This is a genomic window from Streptomyces sp. BHT-5-2, assembly GCF_019774615.1.
Taxonomy (GTDB): Bacteria; Actinomycetota; Actinomycetes; order Streptomycetales; family Streptomycetaceae; genus Streptomyces.
The window spans coordinates 516,883-536,071 of record NZ_CP081497.1 but is presented as its reverse complement, the minus strand read 5'-3'; the positions used below and the strand labels follow the sequence as shown (position 1 = coordinate 536,071).

20 protein-coding genes and 1 pseudogene are annotated in these 19,189 nt (G+C 74.3%); 1 reads left to right on the top strand and 20 read right to left on the bottom strand.

Features of this window, described 5'->3' with window-relative positions:
* Window positions 1-5: 5 nt before the first annotated feature.
* From K2224_RS30365 to K2224_RS41775, 20 genes and pseudogenes are all read right to left on the bottom strand, one after another.
* Complete coding sequence (locus tag K2224_RS30365) at window positions 6-764, bottom strand: chitinase (protein ID WP_221910400.1); 759 nt, start codon at window positions 762-764, stop codon at window positions 6-8.
* A 255-nt stretch (window positions 765-1,019) separates the two neighbouring features.
* On the bottom strand, window positions 1,020-2,189 hold the full coding sequence (locus tag K2224_RS30360; RefSeq protein WP_221910399.1) for a lipase family protein: 1,170 nt from the start codon (window positions 2,187-2,189) through the stop codon (window positions 1,020-1,022).
* Between the two features lie 84 nt (window positions 2,190-2,273).
* On the bottom strand, window positions 2,274-3,347 hold the full coding sequence (locus K2224_RS30355) for an AraC family transcriptional regulator (protein ID WP_221910398.1): 1,074 nt from the start codon (window positions 3,345-3,347) through the stop codon (window positions 2,274-2,276).
* A gap of 90 nt (window positions 3,348-3,437) precedes the next feature.
* On the bottom strand, window positions 3,438-4,544 hold the full coding sequence (hypE, locus tag K2224_RS30350) for a hydrogenase expression/formation protein HypE (RefSeq protein WP_221910397.1): 1,107 nt from the start codon (window positions 4,542-4,544) through the stop codon (window positions 3,438-3,440).
* Complete coding sequence (hypD, locus tag K2224_RS30345) at window positions 4,537-5,661, bottom strand: hydrogenase formation protein HypD (protein ID WP_221910396.1); 1,125 nt, start codon at window positions 5,659-5,661, stop codon at window positions 4,537-4,539. The genes hypE and hypD overlap by 8 nt, the downstream gene beginning before the upstream one ends.
* Window positions 5,658-5,957 (bottom strand): HypC/HybG/HupF family hydrogenase formation chaperone, encoded by a 300-nt coding sequence (locus tag K2224_RS30340; protein ID WP_221910395.1) that lies wholly within the window; start codon window positions 5,955-5,957, stop codon window positions 5,658-5,660. The genes hypD and K2224_RS30340 overlap by 4 nt, the downstream gene beginning before the upstream one ends.
* A gap of 61 nt (window positions 5,958-6,018) precedes the next feature.
* Entirely contained in the window at window positions 6,019-8,469 is a 2,451-nt protein-coding gene (gene hypF, locus K2224_RS30335; RefSeq protein WP_260693565.1) for a carbamoyltransferase HypF, read from the bottom strand.
* Window positions 8,466-9,224 carry a hydrogenase nickel incorporation protein HypB gene (gene hypB, locus K2224_RS30330; RefSeq protein ID WP_221910394.1) on the bottom strand — a complete coding sequence of 253 codons (759 nt, stop codon included), beginning with the start codon at window positions 9,222-9,224 and terminating at the stop codon, window positions 8,466-8,468. Before hypB ends, hypF begins: the two co-directional genes overlap by 4 nt.
* A 4-nt stretch (window positions 9,225-9,228) precedes the next feature.
* Complete coding sequence (locus K2224_RS30325; RefSeq protein ID WP_221910393.1) at window positions 9,229-9,612, bottom strand: hydrogenase maturation nickel metallochaperone HypA; 384 nt, start codon at window positions 9,610-9,612, stop codon at window positions 9,229-9,231.
* Window positions 9,613-9,767: 155 nt separating this feature from the next.
* Window positions 9,768-9,869, bottom strand: coding sequence for a DUF6893 family small protein (locus K2224_RS41780; protein WP_398204151.1), 102 nt, complete (start codon window positions 9,867-9,869; stop codon window positions 9,768-9,770).
* Window positions 9,863-10,423 (bottom strand): hydrogenase maturation protease, encoded by a 561-nt coding sequence (locus K2224_RS30320; protein ID WP_260693564.1) that lies wholly within the window; start codon window positions 10,421-10,423, stop codon window positions 9,863-9,865. The genes K2224_RS41780 and K2224_RS30320 overlap by 7 nt, the downstream gene beginning before the upstream one ends.
* Before the next feature lie 71 nt (window positions 10,424-10,494).
* The gene (locus tag K2224_RS30315) at window positions 10,495-11,886 is read right to left on the bottom strand and encodes a hypothetical protein (RefSeq protein ID WP_221910391.1); all 1,392 of its coding nucleotides are present in this window, start codon (window positions 11,884-11,886) and stop codon (window positions 10,495-10,497) included.
* Window positions 11,883-12,575 (bottom strand): DUF6084 family protein, encoded by a 693-nt coding sequence (locus K2224_RS30310; RefSeq protein ID WP_221910390.1) that lies wholly within the window; start codon window positions 12,573-12,575, stop codon window positions 11,883-11,885. Before K2224_RS30310 ends, K2224_RS30315 begins: the two co-directional genes overlap by 4 nt.
* Window positions 12,572-13,216 carry a DUF5947 family protein gene (locus tag K2224_RS30305; protein ID WP_221910389.1) on the bottom strand — a complete coding sequence of 215 codons (645 nt, stop codon included), beginning with the start codon at window positions 13,214-13,216 and terminating at the stop codon, window positions 12,572-12,574. The genes K2224_RS30310 and K2224_RS30305 overlap by 4 nt, the downstream gene beginning before the upstream one ends.
* The gene (locus tag K2224_RS30300) at window positions 13,213-13,761 is read right to left on the bottom strand and encodes a hypothetical protein (protein ID WP_221910388.1); all 549 of its coding nucleotides are present in this window, start codon (window positions 13,759-13,761) and stop codon (window positions 13,213-13,215) included. The genes K2224_RS30305 and K2224_RS30300 overlap by 4 nt, the downstream gene beginning before the upstream one ends.
* Window positions 13,758-15,539, bottom strand: a complete 1,782-nt coding sequence (locus tag K2224_RS30295) for a nickel-dependent hydrogenase large subunit (protein ID WP_221910387.1) — start codon at window positions 15,537-15,539, stop codon at window positions 13,758-13,760. The genes K2224_RS30300 and K2224_RS30295 overlap by 4 nt, the downstream gene beginning before the upstream one ends.
* A 67-nt stretch (window positions 15,540-15,606) precedes the next feature.
* Window positions 15,607-16,692 (bottom strand): hydrogenase expression protein HypE, encoded by a 1,086-nt coding sequence (locus K2224_RS30290; RefSeq protein ID WP_221910386.1) that lies wholly within the window; start codon window positions 16,690-16,692, stop codon window positions 15,607-15,609.
* Window positions 16,693-16,849: 157 nt separating this feature from the next.
* Window positions 16,850-17,557 (bottom strand): DUF4232 domain-containing protein, encoded by a 708-nt coding sequence (locus K2224_RS30285; RefSeq protein ID WP_221910385.1) that lies wholly within the window; start codon window positions 17,555-17,557, stop codon window positions 16,850-16,852.
* A gap of 108 nt (window positions 17,558-17,665) precedes the next feature.
* Window positions 17,666-18,493, bottom strand: a complete 828-nt coding sequence (locus K2224_RS30280; RefSeq protein ID WP_399020426.1) for an alpha-isopropylmalate synthase regulatory domain-containing protein — start codon at window positions 18,491-18,493, stop codon at window positions 17,666-17,668.
* 164 nt (window positions 18,494-18,657) lie between these two features.
* Window positions 18,658-19,008: pseudogene (locus K2224_RS41775) on the bottom strand (hypothetical protein); the annotation flags it as partial.
* On the opposite strand from K2224_RS41775, the gene K2224_RS30275 reads away from it, so the two are divergent.
* Window positions 18,900-19,178, top strand: a complete 279-nt coding sequence (locus K2224_RS30275) for an FCD domain-containing protein (protein ID WP_221912037.1) — start codon at window positions 18,900-18,902, stop codon at window positions 19,176-19,178. The pseudogene K2224_RS41775 and the gene K2224_RS30275 sit on opposite strands and share 109 nt — an antisense overlap.
* Window positions 19,179-19,189: the final 11 nt, after the last annotated feature.

The window sequence follows — 19,189 nt, the reverse complement described above, 5'->3', positions numbered from 1 at the left end:
GCGGTTCAGCAGCTCAGGTGGTCCCCCGGTGTGGTGCCGAGGATCCGGACGAAGCGCTGGTAGTTGTCGATCCGGTCCTGCACCTGGCCGGGGTTGCCGCCGTTGCACTCCAGGGAGCCGTTGATGCTGCGGATGGTCTCCCCGAAGCCGGCGCCGCCGACCATGGCGTTGTGCGGGGTCATGGTGCCGGGACCGGTCTGGGTGTTCCAGTACCAGAGCGCGCTCTTCCAGGCGACGGCGGCGTCCCGCTCCACCAGGTACGGGTTGTCGAGCAGGTCGATGCCCAACGCGTCGCCGGCGGCCTTGTAGTTGAAGTTCCAGCTGAGCTGGAGGGGGCCGCGGCCGTAGTAGGCGGCCTGGCCGGCCGGGCACCCGTAGGGCCGGGTGGCGTCGCAGTAGTGCGGGTAGTTGCCGGTGTCCTGTTCCACGACGTAGACCAGGCCGCCGGTCTCGTGGCCCACGTTGGCCAGGAAGGCCGCGGCCTCCTGGCGCCTGACGGTGTCGCTGCCGGTGTTGGCGAACTCCGGGTAGGCGCTCAGCGCCGCGACCAGGCCGTCATAGGTGTAGAACGGGTTCCGGTTCGGGAACATCTGCTCGAACTGCGCCTGGCTGACGACGAATCCCTCCGCGCGGAAGCCGGCACGGGCCGGGGCGGCACAGGAGGCGCAGTCCGGCGTGGCCGCCGCGGGCACCGCCGGGACGACGAGGGCGAGGCCGGCGGCCAGGGTGCTTGCGCCCAGCAGGGCGGCGAGGCGGGATCTCATGGCGGTGACTCCTTCGCGCGGCCGGCCCCCCGGACGGGCGGGGCGGCCGCTGTGGGGGGGGAAGTTCCGTACGAGAGCGGCGTGTTGACACGCGGGCGGCGGGTGGGGCCGCCGCGCCCCGGAGGGGGCCGGTGGTCTGGACCAGGTCACCTTACGGGCGGCCGCACGAACATGTCCATACCAAGGCGCGCGCATGCTCTGGCCCGCGCCGCCGCGGGGCGGAGGCGCGGGCCAGAGGTGTCAACCTCCCTGCGTTCAGCCGCAGTTGCCGGGTGCCGGCCGGCCGGCGAAGCGGGCGGCGAGCCACTCGGCGGCCGGGGTGGCGCCGACGATCGCGCCGAGGACGTGCTCGCCGAGCGGGATCGAGGACCACTGGACGCGGGCGCCCCGGGCGCACCAGTCGGCGCGCAGCCGCCGGCCGACGGCGTACGGGATCAGCTCGTCGGCGGTGCCGTGGTAGAGGTACACGGGCGCGTCCGGGGCGCGGGTGCCGAGCGTGGACTCCCGCAGCCGGGCCTGCCAGTCGGGCTGGTCCAGCGGGTTGCGGACGGTCACGTCGGAGATCCGCTTGAAGAGCCCGGCGGCGACGTCGGCGACGACGCAGTGCTCGCGCAGGTAGGAGACGTAGTACCGGCCGCGGTCGTTGAGGTACTCGTCCAGCCGCAGTTCGGGGAAGGCGGCGTTCTGCCCGATGGCGGCCATCAGGATCAGCCCGGCGCCGACGTTGCCGTTGTTGGCGTCCGCGACCTTGCGCAGGTCGGCCGGTACGCCGCCGGTGGCGGTGCCCCTGACCTTGAGTTCGGGGGCGTAGCTGTGGTGGAGTTCGGCGGCCCAGCTGGTGGCCTGGCCGCCCTGGGAGTAGCCCATGATGCCGACCGGGGAGTCCGCGGTGACGCCCGCGGCGGCCGCTTCGGGGAGTCGTTCGGCGGCCCGGGCGGCGTCCAGGACGGCCTGTCCCTCGGCGCGTCCGACGGTGTAGGTGTGGTCGCCGGGGGTGCCCAGTCCCTCGTAGTCGGTGACCGCCACCGCCCAGCCGCGGGCGGTGAGTTGCTGGATGAGGTTGGCCTCCATGGTGGTGCCCTTGGGGAAGCCGGCCGAGGGGGCGCAGGAGTCGGCGAGACCGACGGTGCCGACGGCGTAGGTGACGAGCGGGCGGGGGCCGGTGCGGCCGTCGTCGGGCACGATGACGGTGCCGGAGACGGTGTTGGGCGTCCCCTTGGCGGTGGTGGAGCGGTAGGTGAGGTGCCAGGCCCGGGTGCCGGTCGGCTGACCGGGCAGCGGGTGGAAGGCGGTGGGGGTGGCGGTGACGATGTCGCCGGGGCGGCCGGCCGCGGCCGGCGGCGGGCCCGCGGTGGCGGCGCCGGCGGTGCCGAGCGACAGGGCCAGCGCGGCGGCGGTGCCCAGGGCGGTGGCGCGAAGGTGCATGCGGCTCTCCCAACTGACCTGTGGGCAGGGGTGGTCGGGCCGACCGTAGTGACCGCCGGGTGGCGCGGACGCTGACCGGAACGCTCAGCTTTGCTGGCCGCGCGGGACGGCCGGCGGGTGCCCGACGGGCGGCGGGGCGGTGCCGGCCAGCCGGTAGGCGCCGGGCGTGGTGCCCGTCCAGCGGCGGAAGGCGCGGTGGAAGGCGGTGTCCTCGGAGAAGCCCATCCGGGCGGCGAGCGCGGCGATCGGCTCCTGCCCGGCGACCAGTGCGGCGAGCGCCGCGTCCCGGCGCACCGCGTCCTTGAGCCGCTGGTACGAGGTGCCCTCGGCGCGCAGCCGGCGCCGCAGGGTGGCCGGGCTGACCGCCAGCCGGGCGGCGATCTCGGCGGCTTCCGGCAGCCGGGCCGGCGCCGGGGCCCGCAGCGCCTGGGCGAGGGCGCGGCGCACCTGCTCGGCGACGGTGGTGCCGTAGTCGCGGCGGGCCAGCAGGTCGGCGGGGGCGTGTCGTAACAGCGCGGCCAGCGCGGGCTGGTCCCGGACGACGGGCGCGGTGAGCCAGTGGGCGTCCCAGCCGGCCGCGGTGTGCGGGGCGCCGAAGCGGACCGGGCAGCCGAACAGGGCGGGGTACTCGTCGGCGTGCGCGGGGGCCGGGTGGGCGAACCGCACCCAGTGCAGCGGGATCCGGCGGCCGATCAGCCAGCCGGCGAGCCGGTGCCAGATGAGCAGCAGACAGGCGGCGACGAAGGCGGCCTCGTCGTGCCGGTGCAGCTCGCTGCGGACGGTGAGAACGGCGAGCCCGTCGTCCGGGGCGGCCGTCACGGCCAGGTCGGGGCCGCCGGGGAAGAGCCGGTAGAAGCGCGTGGCACGGTCCAGGGCGGCGCCGAGGTCCGGGCAGCCCAGGCAGGTCTGGCACATCATGGCGAAGGTGCCGCGGCGGCTCGGGGTCGGGCCCAGGCCCAGGAACTCGTCGTCGGTGGCCCGGTGCAGGGCCCGGATCAGGCGGGCGAACTGCTCCCCGGTGACCCGGGCCCGGTCGTCGGCGAGCAGCAGCGGCGGGATCCCCGCACCCTGGAGCAGCGGCACGGTGTCGATGCCCAGCCGCCGCGCCCCGCCCAGCGCCGCCCGCACATGGTGCACCGCGATCGTCAAGCGACTCATGTGCGCACCGTAGCGGCGCCGGGCCGAGAGGTCAGGGGTCCGGACGCCACCGGTCGGCGGCGGCCGCGCGCCCGGGCCCCGGCGGCCGGCTCAGCAGATGCGGGGCAGCTGCTCGCCCATCGGCAGATCGACCACCCGCGTACCGCCGAGCGTGGTGCGGGCCACCACCATGCCGGGGTGGGCGGCGACCGCCTCGCCGATCACCGCGGCCCCGGCGCCCAGCGGGTGCGCGCGCATCGCGTGCAGCACGGCGTCGGCGTGCTCGCGGGGGACGAACGCCACCAGCTTGCCCTCGTTGGCGACGTACATCGGGTCGAGGCCGAGGATCGCGCAGGCGTTGGCGACGACCGGGGGGACGGGCACGGCGCGCTCGTCGACGACCACGCCGGTGGCGGAGGCGGTGGCGATCTCGTTGAGCGCGGCGGCCAGCCCGCCGCGGGTGGGGTCGCGCAGCACGTGCAGGTCGGGGGTGACCGCGAGCATCGTCTGGACGAGGCCGCCCAGCGCCGCGCAGTCGCTCTCGATCTCCACGCCGAACTCCAGGCCCTCGCGGACGCTCATGATGGCCACGCCGTGCACACCGATGTCGCCGCTGACGATCACCACGTCGCCGGGCACCACCCGCTGCGGCCGCAGATCGACGCCGGGCGGGATCACGCCGATGCCGGCGGTGTTGAGGTAGACGCCGTCGCCGCGGCCGGCCTCGACGACCTTGGTGTCGCCGGTGGCCACCTCCACTCCGGCGGCCCGGGCGGCGGCGCCCATCGCGTCGGCGACCCCGGCGACCACCGGCATCTCCACGCCCTCCTCCAGGATGAAGCCGCAGGAGAGGTAGGCGGCCCGGGCGCCGCTCATGGCGAGGTCGTTGACCGTGCCGTTGACGGCGAGGTCGCCGATGCTGCCGCCGGGGAAGAACAGCGGCCGGACGACGTAGGAGTCGGTGGAGAACGCCAGGCGCTGCCCGCCGAGCGAGAAGACCGCGGAGTCGCCGAGCTGGGCGAGGAGTTCGCCGCCGAAGGCCGGCACGAAGATCTGCTGGACGAGTTCGGCGGAGAGCACCCCGCCCCCGCCGTGGCCCATCACGACGCGGGGGGTCTCGCGCAGCGGGGCGGGGCAGGTCCAGCCGGAGATGTCGACGGTGGGCAGGCCACGGGGGCCCTGTGCGGTGGTGGGGGTCGGGGAGGTGGTGTCAGACAACGGGGGTCGCCTCCAAGGGGGTCGGCGCGTTGCCGAGCCGGCGGTACAGGTAGTAGGCGGCGCAGGCGCCCTCGGTGGAGACCATGGTGGCGCCGAGCGGGGTGCGCGGGGTGCAGGTGGTGCCGAACGCCTCGCACTCGTGGGGCTTGATCAGCCCCTGCAGGACCTCGCCGCTGCGGCAGGCGGCGGGTTCGCGGGTGGCGATGCCCTCGACCGAGAAGCGGTGTTCGGCGTCGTGGTCGCGGTAGCGGTCGGAGAGCCGCCAGCCGCTGGCGGGGATGGTGCCGATGCCCCGCCAGGCCCGGTCGGCGACCTCGAAGACGTCGGCCAGCATGGCCCGGGCGGCGGGGTTGCCGGCGGCGCGGACGGCGCGCGGGTAGGCGTTGTCGACGGTGTGCTCGCCGCGCTCCAGCTGGCGGACGGCGCGGCGGATGCCCTCCAGGATGTCCAGCGGTTCGAAGCCGGTGACGACGATCGGCACCCCGAAGCGGTCGGCCAGCGCCGGGTACTCGTCGAGGCCCATCACGCTGCACACGTGGCCGGCGGCCAGGAACGCCTGGACCCGGCAGCTCGGCGAGGTCATGATCGCCTCGATCGCGGGCGGTACCCGGACGTGCGAGACCAGCATGCTGAAGTTGCGGATGCCCAGCCTGCGCGCCTGATGGACCGTCATGGCGTTCGGCGGGGCGGTGGTCTCGAAGCCGATGCCGAAGAACACCACCTCGCGGTCCGGGTTCTGCTGGGCGATCTTCAGCGCGTCCAGCGGGGAGTAGACCACCCGGACGTCGCCGCCCTCGCCGCGCACCCGGAACAGGTCACGGTCGGTTCCGGGGACCCGCAGCATGTCGCCGAACGAGCAGAAGATCACCTCCGGGCGGGAGGCGATCTCCAGCGCCTGGTCGATGACCGCCAGCGGCGTGACGCACACCGGGCAGCCCGGACCGTGGATCAACTCGACCTCTTCGGGCAGGAGTTGGTCGATGCCGTGCCGGATGATGCTGTGCGTCTGGCCGCCGCAGACCTCCATCAGCGCCCACGGCCGGGTCACCGTGGCGCGGATGTCGTCCAGCAGCCGGCGGGCCAGCTCCGGGTTCTGGAACTCCTCGAGGTACTTCACTGCCGGGCCTCCTGTGCCTGCGGTCGATCCTGGTCGGCGGCCGCTTCCCACGGGTCGCCGAACTCCTCCTGGAGCAGCCCGAGTTCCTCGAAGAGGGCCAGGGTCCGGCGGGCCGACTCCTCGTCGAGCCGCTGCAGCGCGAAGCCCACGTGGACGATCGCGTACTCGCCGACCGCGAGGTCCGGCAGATATTCCAGGCACACCTCCTTGACCACCCCGCCGAAGTCGACGGTGGCCATCCGGGTGCCGTCCCGTTCCTCGATCTCCATCACTTTGCCGGGCACCGCCAGGCACATGGCTCCTCCTCGTCGTACGGCTACGGATGCATACGGATGTGGATGCGGATGGGCACGGGGGTCAGGCGCCGCGCCGCCGCGCCGCGACCAGCAGCTGACCGAGGGCCAGTCCGCCGTCGTTGGGCGGGACCAGGCGGTGCCGCAGCACGGTGAAGCCGTCCTCGCGCAGCGTCCGGGCGGCGGCCTCGGCCAGCAGGGTGTTGACGAAGACCCCGCCGGTCAGCGCGACGGTGGACAGGCCGGTGCGCTCCCGGGCCAGTCCGCACACCCGCCGCACCAGCCCGGCGACCGCGGTGTGGAAGCGGGTCGCGACCCGTTCCGGGCGGGCGCCGGCGCGGACGTCCTCGACCGCCGCGGCCAGCACGGGTGCGGGGTCGGCGACCAGCGCGCCGCCGGCGGCCGGGGCGTCGGTGCGCAGCCCGAAGGCGTAGCCGGGCCCGTGGCCGGCGCCGGCGGCGCGGGCGGCGGCCTCCAGTGCGGCGGCGGCCTGGGCCTCGTAGCCGGCGTGGTGGCAGATCCCGGCGAGCGAGGAGACCGCGTCGAAGAGCCGACCCATGCTGGAGGTCGGTGCGCAGTTGAGATCGCGGTCCAACTGCCGTGCCAGCAGCCGGAGTTCGTCGGGCGGGCAGGCGGCGACCGGAGGCAGCTCGGGGGTCCAGGGAAGGCCCGCGGCGTGCAGGTGGGCCAGGGCCATCCGGTAGGGGCGGCGGACGGAGGTGTCGCCACCGGGCAGCGGGACGTAGCCGAGGTGGGCGAAGCGGCGGTAGCCGGCGTAGTCGGCGAGGAGGACCTCGCCGCCCCAGATGGCGCCGTCGTCGCCGTAGCCGGTGCCGTCGAAGGCGACGCCGATCACCGGCTGCCGGCCGTCCAAGCCGTGTTCGGCCATGGCGGCGGCGATATGCGCGTGGTGGTGCTGGACCCGGACCAGCGGCCGGCCGCGGGTGTGCCGGCGGGCCCACTGGCCGGTGCGGTAGCCGGGGTGCCGGTCGGTGGCGAGCAGCCGCGGCCGGACCCCGGTGATGGTCTCCAGATGCCCGCCGGCCCGCTCGAACGCCAGCTGGGTGGCCAGGTCGTCCATGTCGCCGATGTGCGCCGACAGCCAGGCCCGGCGCCCCTCCCCCAGGCACAGCACGGTCTTCAGGTCGCCGCCGGTGGCCAGCGCGGGCCGCACCGGCACCGGCAGCGGCACCGGGTAGGGGGCGCAGCCGCGCGAGCGCCGCACGTACAGCGGTTCGCCGTCGCTGACCCGGACCACCGAGTCGTCGCAGGGGACCTCGATCGCCCGGTCGTGGGCGAGCCAGGCGTCCGCCAGGCGCGCCAGGCGCGTAAGGGCGTCCGCGTCGTCGGTGACGAGCGGTTCGCCGGACACGTTGCCGCTGGTCATCACCAGCAGCCGGGGCCCCTCGGGGTCGCCGGGCAGGCCGAGCAGCAGGTGGTGCACCGGGGTGTAGGGCAGCATCATCCCCAGGTCGGGGCAGCCGGGGGCGACGGCCTCGGAGACGGTGGGTGCCCCGGGCCCGGGTCCACCGGGCCGCCGGCGCAACAGCACGATCGGCCGCACCGGCCCGGTGAGCAGCGCCCGCTCCGCCGGGCCGAGCTCCACCAGCCCCGCCACGTCGTCCAGTCGACGGGCCATCAGGGCGAAAGGCCGGTCGCCGCGGGCCTTGCGGCGGCGCAGTTCGGCGACCGCGCGGTCGTCGCCGGCGTCGCACACCAGGTGGTAGCCGCCGAGCCCCTTGACGGCGACGACCGCGCCCGCGGCGAGCAGCCGTCGGGCGCCGTCCACCGGGTCGCCGGGCACCGGACGCGGCGGACCGCCGGGCGCGTCCGGGTGGTGGGCCAGCAGGCTCAGCCGGGGCCCGCAGTCGTGGCAGGCGACGGGCTGGGTGTGGAACCGCCGGTCGGCCGGGTCGGCGTACTCGGCCGCGCAGCGCCGGCACATCGGGAAGCCGGCCATGGTGGTCTGCGCGCGGTCGTAGGGCAGTGCGCGGACGATGGTGAAGCGCGGTCCGCAGTGCGTGCAGGTGACGAAGGGGTGGCGGTGGCGGCGGTCCGCGGGGTCGGTCAGCTCGGCCAGGCAGGCGTCGCAGGTGGCGGCGTCCGGGGCGACCAGGGTACGGGCGGGGCCGCCGGTGCGGGAGGGCAGGATGGTGAAGCCGGTGCCGCCGGCGACCGGGATGTCCTCGCCGTCCACCGTCTCCACGACCGCCAGCGGCGGCGCCTCGGCACTCAGCCGCGTCTCGAAGCGGCGCAGCGCCGCGGGCGGCCCCTCGACCTCGGTGACCACGCCCTCGCCGGTGTTGCTGACATGGCCGGACAGGCCCGACTCCGTGGCGAGGCCGTGGACGAACGGGCGGAAGCCCACGCCCTGGACGATGCCGCGGACGGTGATCCGGCGGCGGACGCCGTCCGGCCCGGGGGCCGTTGCACGGCGGTCGGTGCCCACCGCGGCGGCGGTCGGCGCCTCGTCGGCGTGCGCAGCGGCGCCGGCACCGGGCTGCCCGCCGGTCATGAGCGGCTCGACCCCACCGTGCCGCGGTCGCCGGCCCGGTGCGCCGGGCCGTCGTGGACGTGGTGCGACTGACGGGTCATCACCGGGATGTGGGCCGGCCCGCTCTCCCGGGCCGCCAGCGCCCGGTCCAGCAGCGCGCCGATGCCCTCGCGGCCGCGGACCGAAGTGCGGACGACCTCGGCGCCGGGGTTGACCCGTTCCACGTTGCCGCGGAACGCCGCCTCGTCGAAGTCCACCGCCGCGGCGATGTCGGACTTGGTGATCAGGACCAGGTGGGCCAGTCCGAACGCGGTGGGGTACTTCAGCGGTTTGTCCTCGCCTTCGGTCACCGAGGCGAGCACCACCCGCAGGGTCTCCCCCAGGTCGTAGGAGGCCGGGCAGACGAGGTTCCCGACGTTCTCGACGAACAGCAGCCGGGTGTCGGTGGGGAGCCAGCCGTCCAGGTGCCCGCCGAGCATCTCGGCCTCCAGGTGGCACAGCCCGTCGGTGAGCACCTGTTTGACGGGGACTCCGGAGCGGCCCAGCCGCACCGCGTCGTTCTCGGTGGCCAGGTCGGCGGTGAGCGCCGCGACCGGCACTCCGCGCTCCCGTGCCAGTGTCAACTCCCGTTCCAGCAGGGCGGTCTTGCCGCTGCCGGGGCTGGAGAGCAGGTTGACGACCGCGGTGCCGCGGGCCGCCAGCTCCTCGCGCAGGGTGTGGGCGCAGGCGTCGTTCTTGGCGAGCACCGCCTGCTGCAGGTCAAGAACACGGCACATGGGATCAGCGCTCCTCGTGCGTCGGTGTGGGTACCGGGGCGTCGTCGTGCCAGCTGACGTCAGCGATCCGCAGTTCGCGGCCGGAGAGCAGCTCGACGCCCGCCCCGCCGCACCCGGGGCAGCTCAGGCACGGCGGCATGCCGGTCGGCCAGGTGTCGTCGCAGGATCCACAGCGGGCGCGGGCCTGGATGGGTTCGGTGAGCAGCTCGGCACCGGCCAGCACCGTTCCCTCGCAGGCGAGTTGGAAGGAGAAGGCCAGGGCGTCGGGGACCACGCCGGCCAGTTCGCCGATCTCCAGGCGGACGCTGCGGACCGCGGTCGCGCCGGCCGGCCGGACCGCGCTCTCCACCTGGTCGACGACCGCCAGCGCGATGGACATCTCGTGCATCGGTCCGTCTCTCTCGGGTGTGACGACCGGTTGCCGCTGGCTTCATTAGACGGCGCGGCACCGGGGCGTCCGGGGTGCCTCGCCGGGGCGGCGCGGCGGCGTACACCGTTCGGTGCAGCGCGCCCGCCGCCCTTGGCCGCCCGTGGGGCGGCGCGTCACATGGAACGCATCCGCAGATAGCGCTTGAGGTCGGGCAGGTTGCGCAGGGCGAGGGCGAGGGCGGCGGCCAGGGCGCCGCCGAGGACGAACTTCAGCATGGTGTCGCATTCCTCTCACTGGTGGCGGGGGGCGGGCCGGCGGCGGCCGGCTCGGGTTCGTCCGCGCCGACCAGCCGCAGCACGAGCCGGACGGCCTCGTCGACGGCGGCGGCGACGGGTGCGCTCAGGCCCATGCCCTCGGTGGTGTCGGCGGGTTCGCAGCCGACGACCAGGACGCGTTCCGGGCGGTGGGCTCCGGTGCCGGCGCTGAGCGTGTCCAGCAGCGCCAGGACGGCGTCCGGGGTCATGTGGTGGGCGTCGATCGGCGTGCTGCCGGGGCGGGCGGCGGCGTCGGCGGGGTCGGTGGCGTCGAGGAGGTAGAGCGAGCCGGGCTCGCCGCCGCGCGCCGCGGCGTCCACCAGCAGCACCGCCGCATAGCCGTCCAGCATCCGGTGGGCGAGGTGGACGCCGCGGACGCCGGCGTCGACCAGTTCCACGCCGTCGGGCAGGGGGTGCTCCCCGAGCACGCGAACGGTCTCGACGCCGAAGCCGTCGTCACCGAGGAAGACGTTGCCGACGCCGGCAATCAGGGTGGGGCCGGGTGGGAGAGACACTGCGGGGCCGGGTGGGAGAGACACTGCGGGGCCGGGCGGGAGGGACACAGTGCGGCCGGACGGCTGGCTGCTCACTCGTCCTCCAGGGGCGCGAGTTCGTCGGGTTGGAAGTAGAGGAAGCGGCCCTGTTCGCGCCGGATGTCGGCGCCCGGGTCGCCCTCGACGGTGACGGCGAGGTGCACCCCGCCGTCGACGTCGTGCAGCACGGCCTCGACCACGGCGGTGCGTCCGTGCAGGAAGAGGTCCTGGGCGTCGGTGCGGCGGCGGCCGGGGCGGAGGGCCACCCGGCTGCCGGCGCCGACCGAGCGGCCGTCGAGGGTGATCCGGTCGGTCAGCGGGTCCACGTCGCGGTCGCCGCCCGGGTCCCACCAGGGGGTGTCCGGGCGGGCCGGTGCCGGGTCCGGGCCGGTGACCTCGCGCAGGGCCCGTACGGCGCCGTGCAGCCGCTCCAGGACTTCGGGCGGCATCCCGTCGGCGAGGTCGATCACCTCCGCGGCCCGCGGGTCGGTGCCGCGGGCCTCGCGTTTCTCCCGGTCGGTGAGAGTGGCGGTGCGCAGGGCGAGGATCTCGTCGATCTCCAGGGCGTCGTAGAGGGCGCCGGGGCTCTCCGGGGCGACGGCGGGGTGGTCCTCCAGGATGATCGGGGCGGACAGCATCACGTCGGCGCTGCCGGGCGGGCCGGCCAGCACCGGCCAGGTGTGCTCGTTGGCGCAGTCGGCGACCGCGCCCCGGGCCCATTCGGGCGGGTCGGTCGGGGACAGGAAGCGGCCGGCGCTCAGGCCGAGGAGGAGGTGGGCGGCGACCAGTGAGCGGGGCAGGGCCGCGTCCCGGTCGGCGGCCGCCGGGTCCGGGGGCCAGGTGCTGGTGTTCTCCACCGTCGCGGTCAGTTTGAGCACCGCGTACGGGCCGTCGATCTCCCGCGCGGTCAGCCGGAGCACGCCGTTGATCTCCTCGCGGCGGCGCACCAGCCGGCCCACCGGCCGCCCGTCCGCGTCGTGCACCGGTTCGGTCTCCTCGCCGGCGGGCCGGGTGAACGGGACGGTGACGCCGTCACCCGCGAGCTCGGCCACGGGGACGTCGACCGGGCAGCGCTCCTCGGTGCCCTCGTCCCAGGGGACCAGCACCCGGTCGGGCAGTTCCAGTTCCGCTGCGTTCGTGAACTCCCCGTCGGGGCCGAGGCGTTGGACGGTCCGGCGCTGGGTGCGCAGGAACCGCAGTTCGGCGGTGAGCCGGGCGCCGGAGCGGGGCTCCATGAGGCATTCGGTGCGCTGGTGGGAGTGCTCGGCGCGGTCGGCGCCCCAGCGGGGCGGGACGAGGACGCCGAACTGCCAGCGCAGCCGGTTCTTGGCGGCCGAGGCCCGGTAGGGGTAGAGGACATAGCCCTCGAAGAGCACGGCGTCCGCGACCTGCCGGGCGGCGGCGAACCGTTCCGTCAGGGTGTCGGTGGGCGCGGGCGTCGTCACGGTGCGGTCCTCTCGGTGGTGGGGCGGGCGACGGCGGGGAAGCCCCGGGTGGCGGGTCCGGCGCCGTCCGCGGCGGTCAGCAGCGCCCGGACGGTGGCCTCCCAGGACGGCAGGGCGTGCCGGGAGCGGAACGCCAGCAGGGCGTCCAGGGTCTCCCGCGGGAGCCTCAGCCAGCCGCAGCCGGGGAAGTGGGTGTCGGTCATCTCCCGCCACACGGCGGTCGGGAGCCGGCACTCGGCCTCCTTGTGCCAGGGCACCGGGAAGACCTGGAAGCCGCCCGGGCCGGCGAAGACGGTGCCGGAGAAGAGCAGCAGCAGCGGCACCTCGCCGTCGCGCAGCGCGTGGAGGTAGCGGCCGGCGGCCACCTCCAGGTCGTAGCTGCACGGCACCGGCAGGTCCACCTCGGTCTCGCCGGTGAAGCCGGGGACGACGAGGGAGACCTGGGCGAACTGCAGGGGTTTGAGGGTGCTGCCCCAGCGGGACCGGGCGCCGAAGAGGTCGGCCAGTGCGGCGGCCTCCTCGGGGTCGTAGTCGCGCCGGGCCGGTTCGATGCGCAGTTGGCAGCGGAGGGCCAGGGCGTGCACCCGGGTCTGTGCCGCGGCGGTGATCCGCAGGCGGAACAGGAGGGTGGGGGCGGCGGCGTAGCGGTCGGCGCGGACGCCGGTGCAGACGAAGGACAGCTCGGTCACGGACGGTGGGCCTCCTCCCGGGGTTCCCGGGCGCGGCGGGCGATCTCGGTGAAGAAGTCCGCGAGGGCGGCGCGCGCTTCGGCGCCGCCGTCGAAGCCGCGCCACAACAGCCGCAGCCGGCCGGTGAGTTCGTAGGCGAGGTCGACCGGGATGAGGTGGCAGTCGGTGCGGCCGTCGTCGCGGTGCAGCAGCAGGGCCTCGACGTCGGGGGCGAGCAGCCCGGCCAGGCGGGTGGCGTCGCGGACGGACTGCCAGGCGGCCGGGTCGAGTTCGCTCTCGGTGGCGCCGGCCGGGCTGGGGTAGAGCGCCACCACCCGGCCGAGCGCGGAGTTGTCCAGCAGGAAGGCGACGCCGACGGGGATCCGCAGCCGGTCCCAGATCGCTTCGTCGAGGCGGTGGCCGGGGTCGGTCAGACAGCGGTCGGGGACGGTGCGGAACTGTCCGGCGCCGGCACCGGGCCGCTCGAAGAGCAGCGCGCAGGGCGGGCAGGCGCAGGCCAGGCCGCGGTTCCTGGTGTCGACCAGGTGCCGGTGCCGGCCGACGAGTTCGGTACCGCACAGTTCGCAGCGTTCGGGCGGCGGGGGCGCGGGGGCCCGGAAGCGGCGCAGGCCGCGGTGGGCGGCGGTCGGCCGGGCGCTCACGGGGCCGTGGCGGCGGTCGGCGGGCGGCGGGCGATCTGCAGCAGCGGCGGCGCCGGCGCGGCGCGGTACGCCTCCCACTCGACCGAGGTCACCTCCGGTACGAAGCACGACAGCGCACCCTCGACGGCGGGCCGGTCGGTGGCACCGCCGCCGCAACAGCCCCCGGACCCGGTCTCCCGCAGCCGCAGCGCCCCGGTCTCCGGCGCGAACTCCGCGATCTCGACCGCGTCCTGGGCCCGGACGCTCGCCAGGGCCCGGCCGATGCGGGTGGCGGCGTCCTCCGGGTGCAGGTCGTGCAGCACCAGCAGGCTGCCGACCAGCGGGTCGCCCAGCAGTGCCGGGCGCGGCCCGTCGGCACCGGTGCGCCGTTCGACCAGGTGCATGATGCGGGTCAGTCCCGCGCCGTAGAAGTCCATCAGGACCCGGACGAGTTCCTCGGCGGCCGCGGCGGTCGCGGCGTCGCCGTGCTCGGTGAGCCGGGCCAGCAGTTCCTCGACCCGGCGGCCGGTCAGCTCGGCGTCGGGGGCGGTGGCCGGGGCGGTCATCCGGCCAGCCCGCTCAGCCCGGTGGGGACGTGCAGGGTTTTCAGGGTCCGGCCGCCGCCGTACATGTGGACGCCGCAGGGCAGGCACGGGTCGAAGCTGCGCACCGCCCGCATGATGTCGATGCCCTTGAAGTTCTCCGGGGTGTTCTCCTCGAAGATCGGGGTGTTCTGGACGGCGTCCTCGTAGGGGCCGGGGGTGCCGTAGGAGTCGCGGGTGCTGGCGTTCCACGGGGTCGGCGGGTACGGGTGGTAGTTGGCGATCTTCCCGTCGCGGATGACCATGTGGTGCGAGAGGACGCCGCGCACCGCCTCGGTGAAGCCGCAGCCGATGGACTCGTCGGGCACCTCGAACTTCTCCCAGGTCTGGGTGCGTCCGGCGCGGACCTCCTCCAGTCCCTGCTCGGCGAAGTGCAACGCCATGGCCGCCGCGTACGCCTGGAAGTAGGTGCGGGCGCGGTTGCGTTCCAGGGCGTTGCTCCACTTCGGGATCTTCCACTCGAAGCGGGCCTCGGGCCGGGTCATGCTGCGCGGCAGGTCGATGACGACGCTGTTGCCGGTGGCCTTGACGTAGGGGGTGTCCACGAGGCCGGAGAGGGCGGTGGACCACAGGCGGGCGATCGGCCCGCCGCCGGTGTCCAGGGCCAGGTGCTCCTTGCCGTCGAACCAGCGCGGCGACATCACCCAGCTGTACTTGTCGTCGAAGTCCCGCTTCTGCGGGGCGGGGATGGTGTGCTGGTTCCAGGGGTGGCGGGCGTCGACGGGGTTGCCGAGCGGGTCGTGGGTGACGAACTTCTCCTGGCCCTCCCAGTCCTGGTAGTAGGAGCTGCCGAGCAGGATGCGGATGCCGAGGTTGATCTCGGTGAGGTCGTTGGTGACGAGCTTGCCGTCGACGATGACGCCCGGGGTGACGAACATCCGCCGGCCCCAGTCCGTCATGTTGCGGTAGGTGAAGTCGCAGTGCTCGGGGTCGTTGAGGGCGCCCCAGCAGCCGAGCAGCACCCGCCGTCGGCCGACCTCCTCGTATCCGGGCAGCGCCTCGTAGAAGAAGTCGAAGAGGTCGTCGTGGAGCGGCACCACGCGCTTCATGAACTCCACGTAGCGCATCAGCCGGCTCAGGTAGTCGGTGAAGAGCTGGACGCTGGCGACGGTGCCGACGCCGCCCGGGTAGAGCGTGGAGGGGTGCACATGGCGGCCCTCCATGAGACAGAACATCTCCCGGGTGTAGCGGCTGACCTGGAGCGCCTCGCGGTAGAACTCGCCCTCGATGGGGTTGAGGGAGGTCATGATGTCGGCGATGGTGCGGTAGCCGTGCTCGCCGGCGTGCGGGGCCTCGGTGCGCTGCGCCAGTTCCCAGACGCCCGGGTTGGTCTCGCGGACCATCTTCTCGCAGTAGTCGACCCCGACCAGGTTCTCCTGGAAGATGTTGTGGTCGAACATGTACTCCGCGGACTCGCCGAGGTTGATGATCCACTCGCCGAGGTGCGGGGGCTTCACCCCGTAGGCCATGTTCTGGGTGTAGACGGAGCAGGTGGCGTGGTTGTCGCCGCAGATACCGCAGATCCGACTGGTGATGAAGTGGGCGTCGCGCGGGTCCTTGCCGCGCATGAAGACGCTGTAGCCGCGGAAGACGGACGAGGTGCTGTAGCACTCGGCGACCCGCTTCTGCTTGAAGTCGATCTTGGTGTGGATGCCCAGACTGCCCACGATCCGGGTGATCGGGTCCCAGGACATCTCCGTCAGACCGTTGCCGCCCCCGGCCGTCTTGGTCTTCGCTGCCATTGTCTGTGCCGTGCCCTTCTTCGCGTGCCGGAGAGGAGATCTGACGGTGCGTCAGGGAGCGGGGCGGTCACCAGGGGCGGCGGTAGCCGGTGGTCAGCTTCTCGCCGCGGTGCCGCCACCGGGGTTCGTGGTCGACGGTGCGGGCCGTGATGTCGCGCAGTCGGCGGACGACGGTGCCGTACGCGGAACTGGCGGTGCTGGAGAGCTTGGCGCCCGGCGGCTCGTCCATGAACGGCATGAACTTGTCGGGGAAGCCGGGCATGGTGCAGGCGATGCAGATCCCGCCGACGTTCGGACAGCCGCCGATGCCGTCCATCCAGCCCCGCTTGGGCACATTGCATTTGACCACGGGACCCCAGCAACCGACCTTCACCAGACACGTGGGCGAGTCGTAAGCGGTGGCGAACTCGCCCTGTTCGAAGTAGCCGGCCCGGTCGCAGCCCTCGTGCACGGTCTCGCCGAAGAGCCAGGTGGGCCGCAGCTGCTCGTCCAGCGGGATCATCGGGGCCGCGCCGGCCGCCTGGTAGAGCAGATAGACCAGCGTCTCGGCGAAGTTGTCCGGCTTGATCGGGCAGCCCGGGACGCACACGATCGGGATGCCCGCCTTGGACTTCCAGTCCCAGCCCAGGTAGTCGGGCACGCCCATGGCACCGGTGGGGTTGCCGGCCATGGCGTGGATGCCTCCGTAGGTGGCACAGGTGCCGATGGCGACGACGGCCAGTGCCTTGGGCGCCAGCCGGTCGATCCACTCGCTGGTGGTGATCGGCTGCCCGGTGGCCGGGTCGTCGCCGAAGCCGCACCAGTAACCCTCGGGCTTGATCGCCTCGTTGGGGACGGACCCCTCGACGACCAGCACGAACGGGTCGATCTCGCCGCGTTCGCCCTTGAAGAACCACTCGATGAAGGTGTCGGCACCCTGCACCGGGCCGCATTCGAAGTCGATGAGCGGCCAGTGGACCTGGACCTTGGGCAGGCCCGGGAGCACGCTGAGCGCGATCTCCTCGATGCTCGGCTGGGTCGCTGCGGTCAGCGCCACCGAGTCGCCGTCGCAGCTCAGACCGGCATTGATCCAGAGGACGTGGATCGGGGGCTCTTCGTCCTTCGCGGCGGGCGACGACGAGCCCCCGGTCGCGGTGGCGGGTGCGGCATCCATGGGGTGGGGCCTCCTCGGGGAGGTGGGCAGCCGAGGCGTTCGGCAGGGCGTCCGTCCACCTTCGTAACACCGCCGGGGAGGCGGGGAGAGCCGACCGGGGCCGTTCCGGTGACGCACCAGCACCGGAACGGCCCCTTGGCCGGAGGAGGGTCTGCCGTCAGGACGGCACCCCGGTCTCCACGGTGGTGACGGTGAAGGTGCCGCCGCACACCCGCAGCCCGCCGCTGTTGGTGGTCATCGACTCCTTGGAGCCGGGCGGGTAGACGAAGACGATCTGCGAGTTCTTCCAGCACGGGATGTCGGAGACGCCCTCGTTGACGGTGTGCAGCACGGCGTGCGCGCTCTGTCCGGGCTGCAGCCGCACGCTGCCGCCGCCCGCGCCCTCGCGGGAGGCGGGCGTGCCGACCGCCGAGCCGTCGCGCTGGATCAGCGAGACACCGGGGAAGCCGCGCAGCGAGCACGCCTTCTTGCCCTTGTTGGTGAAGACCAGCGGCACCCGGATGTTGCCCGCGCCGATGTCGGTGCGGCCCAGGCGCAGCGACATGTTGTCCGCGGTGCAGCGGTCCGAGGCGGTCATGGTCGAGGGGTTGGCCTGACTGGCGTTGGGCACGCCGGAACGGCCGGCGGAGGGCTTGGCGACGCCGGACGGCCGCGGGGCGTTCCCCGCCGACTGCGGGCCGCCGCCACCGTTCGACGGCGCGCCGTTGGCGCCGGAGGTGGCGGGCGCGGCGGCCGACGAGGAGTGGGACGACGAGGCGCTGTCCGTGCCGTTCTGGCAGGCGGAGAGCGTCAGCGCCGTGACGGCGATGAGCGATCCGGCGGCGACCCGGCGGCCGCGGCCGAGGGTCTTGGTGGTGAGCGACATGAGTCCCCCTCGTCTGGTAGGTGGGTACCCTCGTATAGGTGGGTGCGTACGGTCCGTCCGTTGCTCTTCCAGCGTGCTCCCGGGCACTGCCGGTCCGCTAACGAGGCACTAACACCCCGCTAACGAGGCCGCGCGCCCGGTGCGACGCTGCCCCGGCGGCCTGTGTGACCAGCCGGAACTCCGGTGTGCCGCCCAGGCTCGCAGAAATCTCCGCGGTTGCGGACGCGGCACTACGAGGTTCGGCCGTTTCAGCCGTCCTGCCCACCGGCCCCGGAAGGCTGCTTCCGCCCCGGATGTCCCAGGCCCCGGGCCCATGCCCCTGGTACGTGCGCAGGGCCGTTCCCCGGGCGTCGATGCAGGGGAAGCCGTTGCGCTCCGGGGTCGGATCGGGGGCCCGCACTCGACCGAAATCCCACCATCGGGCGTAACGGAGACGCTTCTGTTGACCCAGTGGTTGCACGCCAGCGGCGATTTTCGGCCGTTGTGCGGTGGGGTTGCCCGGCCGCCCGCCGGTGCTGCGGAGCGGCGGGCGGCCGGGCGGATCCGGGGGCGCCACCGCCGCGCCGCCCGGTTGACCGCCGCCGGCACGGCCCGCACCGACGCGGTCCGCACGGAGGTGTCCTGGCCCGCGCCCCAGTAGGTGTCCCGGCCGATCCGGCAGCGGACGTAGGCGACGGCTGCGCTGTCCGGCCCGGTGGCGGTGGCGTGTTCGGCGTAGGCGGTGATGTCCACCCGGTGGCCGGCCGCTGCCAGGGCGTCGGCGAACGCGGCCAGCGGGCCGTTGCCCGCCCCTCGTACGTCCGCAGGCTCTCCTCCGCGCCCAGTCCGCAGCGGACCAGGTGCTCGCCCGGTGACGGCTCGCCGATGCTCCGGGCACCGAGGGTCAGCGGACCGTCCGCGCCCGGGTCGAGATAGCTGGCGCGGAACGACTCCCACAGCTCCTTCGGGGTGAGCTCCTGCCCGCTGTCGTCGGTCGCGCGCGGCACGGTGCGGGAGAAGTCCGGCCGCAGGCCGGCGGGCAGGTCCAGGCCGCGGTGGGTCTGCAGGAGGTGGGCGATCCCGCCCTTGCCGGACTGGCTGTTGACGCGGATGACCGCCTCGTAGCCGCGGCCGAGGTCGGCCGGGTCGACGGGCAGGTACGGCACGTCCCAGGGCGCCTCGGTCTCGGGGACGCCCAACTCGGCCGCGCGCCGGGCGTGATGGGCGAGGCCCTTGCTGATGGCGTCCTGGTGGGTGCCGGAGAACGCGGTGTGGACCAGGTCGCCGGCGCAGGGGTGCCGGGGCGCGCGGCCCTGGAGCGGCGGCGGACGGCGCCGACGACGCGGCCTTCGTCGACGCGGACATCGCCCTGCGCACGGCGCTGGTGGACGCCGCTCACAATCCCGTACTGACCGACCTTTTCGGCCAGTTCGCCCCTGCCCTGCGCCAGGGGCTGATCGTCCTCGTTCCACTGCTCGGCCTGCGCGACGACGATCCCCACCACGGCGACGCCCGCCATGCCGTCCTCGTCGACGCGGTGGCCGCCGGCGACGCCGACACCGCGAGCACGCTCCTCCCGTCGGAACTGGCGGAGACGCGCGGGCCGTTGCTGACGGAGCGGGGTGGCGCGTCGGGGGGATGAGGGGTGTCGCG

Bases quoted from the DNA above. Each gene is read 5' to 3' on its own strand.
- hypF (WP_260693565.1), bottom strand. From the start codon at position 8,469: ATGACCGGCGGGCAGCCCGGTGCCGGCGCCGCTGCGCACGCCGACGAG.
- K2224_RS41780 (WP_398204151.1), bottom strand. From the start codon at position 9,869: ATGCTGAAGTTCGTCCTCGGCGGCGCCCTGGCCGCCGCCCTCGCCCTC.
- K2224_RS30300 (WP_221910388.1), bottom strand. From the start codon at position 13,761: ATGACCGCCCCGGCCACCGCCCCCGACGCCGAGCTGACCGGCCGCCGG.
- K2224_RS30340 (WP_221910395.1), bottom strand. From the start codon at position 5,957: ATGTGCCTGGCGGTGCCCGGCAAAGTGATGGAGATCGAGGAACGGGAC.
- hypB (WP_221910394.1), bottom strand. From the start codon at position 9,224: ATGTGCCGTGTTCTTGACCTGCAGCAGGCGGTGCTCGCCAAGAACGAC.
- K2224_RS30290 (WP_221910386.1), bottom strand. From the start codon at position 16,692: ATGGATGCCGCACCCGCCACCGCGACCGGGGGCTCGTCGTCGCCCGCC.
- K2224_RS30285 (WP_221910385.1), bottom strand. From the start codon at position 17,557: ATGTCGCTCACCACCAAGACCCTCGGCCGCGGCCGCCGGGTCGCCGCC.
- K2224_RS30325 (WP_221910393.1), bottom strand. From the start codon at position 9,612: ATGCACGAGATGTCCATCGCGCTGGCGGTCGTCGACCAGGTGGAGAGC.
- K2224_RS30365 (WP_221910400.1), bottom strand. From the start codon at position 764: ATGAGATCCCGCCTCGCCGCCCTGCTGGGCGCAAGCACCCTGGCCGCC.
- K2224_RS30360 (WP_221910399.1), bottom strand. From the start codon at position 2,189: ATGCACCTTCGCGCCACCGCCCTGGGCACCGCCGCCGCGCTGGCCCTG.
- K2224_RS30295 (WP_221910387.1), bottom strand. From the start codon at position 15,539: ATGGCAGCGAAGACCAAGACGGCCGGGGGCGGCAACGGTCTGACGGAG.
- K2224_RS30355 (WP_221910398.1), bottom strand. From the start codon at position 3,347: ATGAGTCGCTTGACGATCGCGGTGCACCATGTGCGGGCGGCGCTGGGC.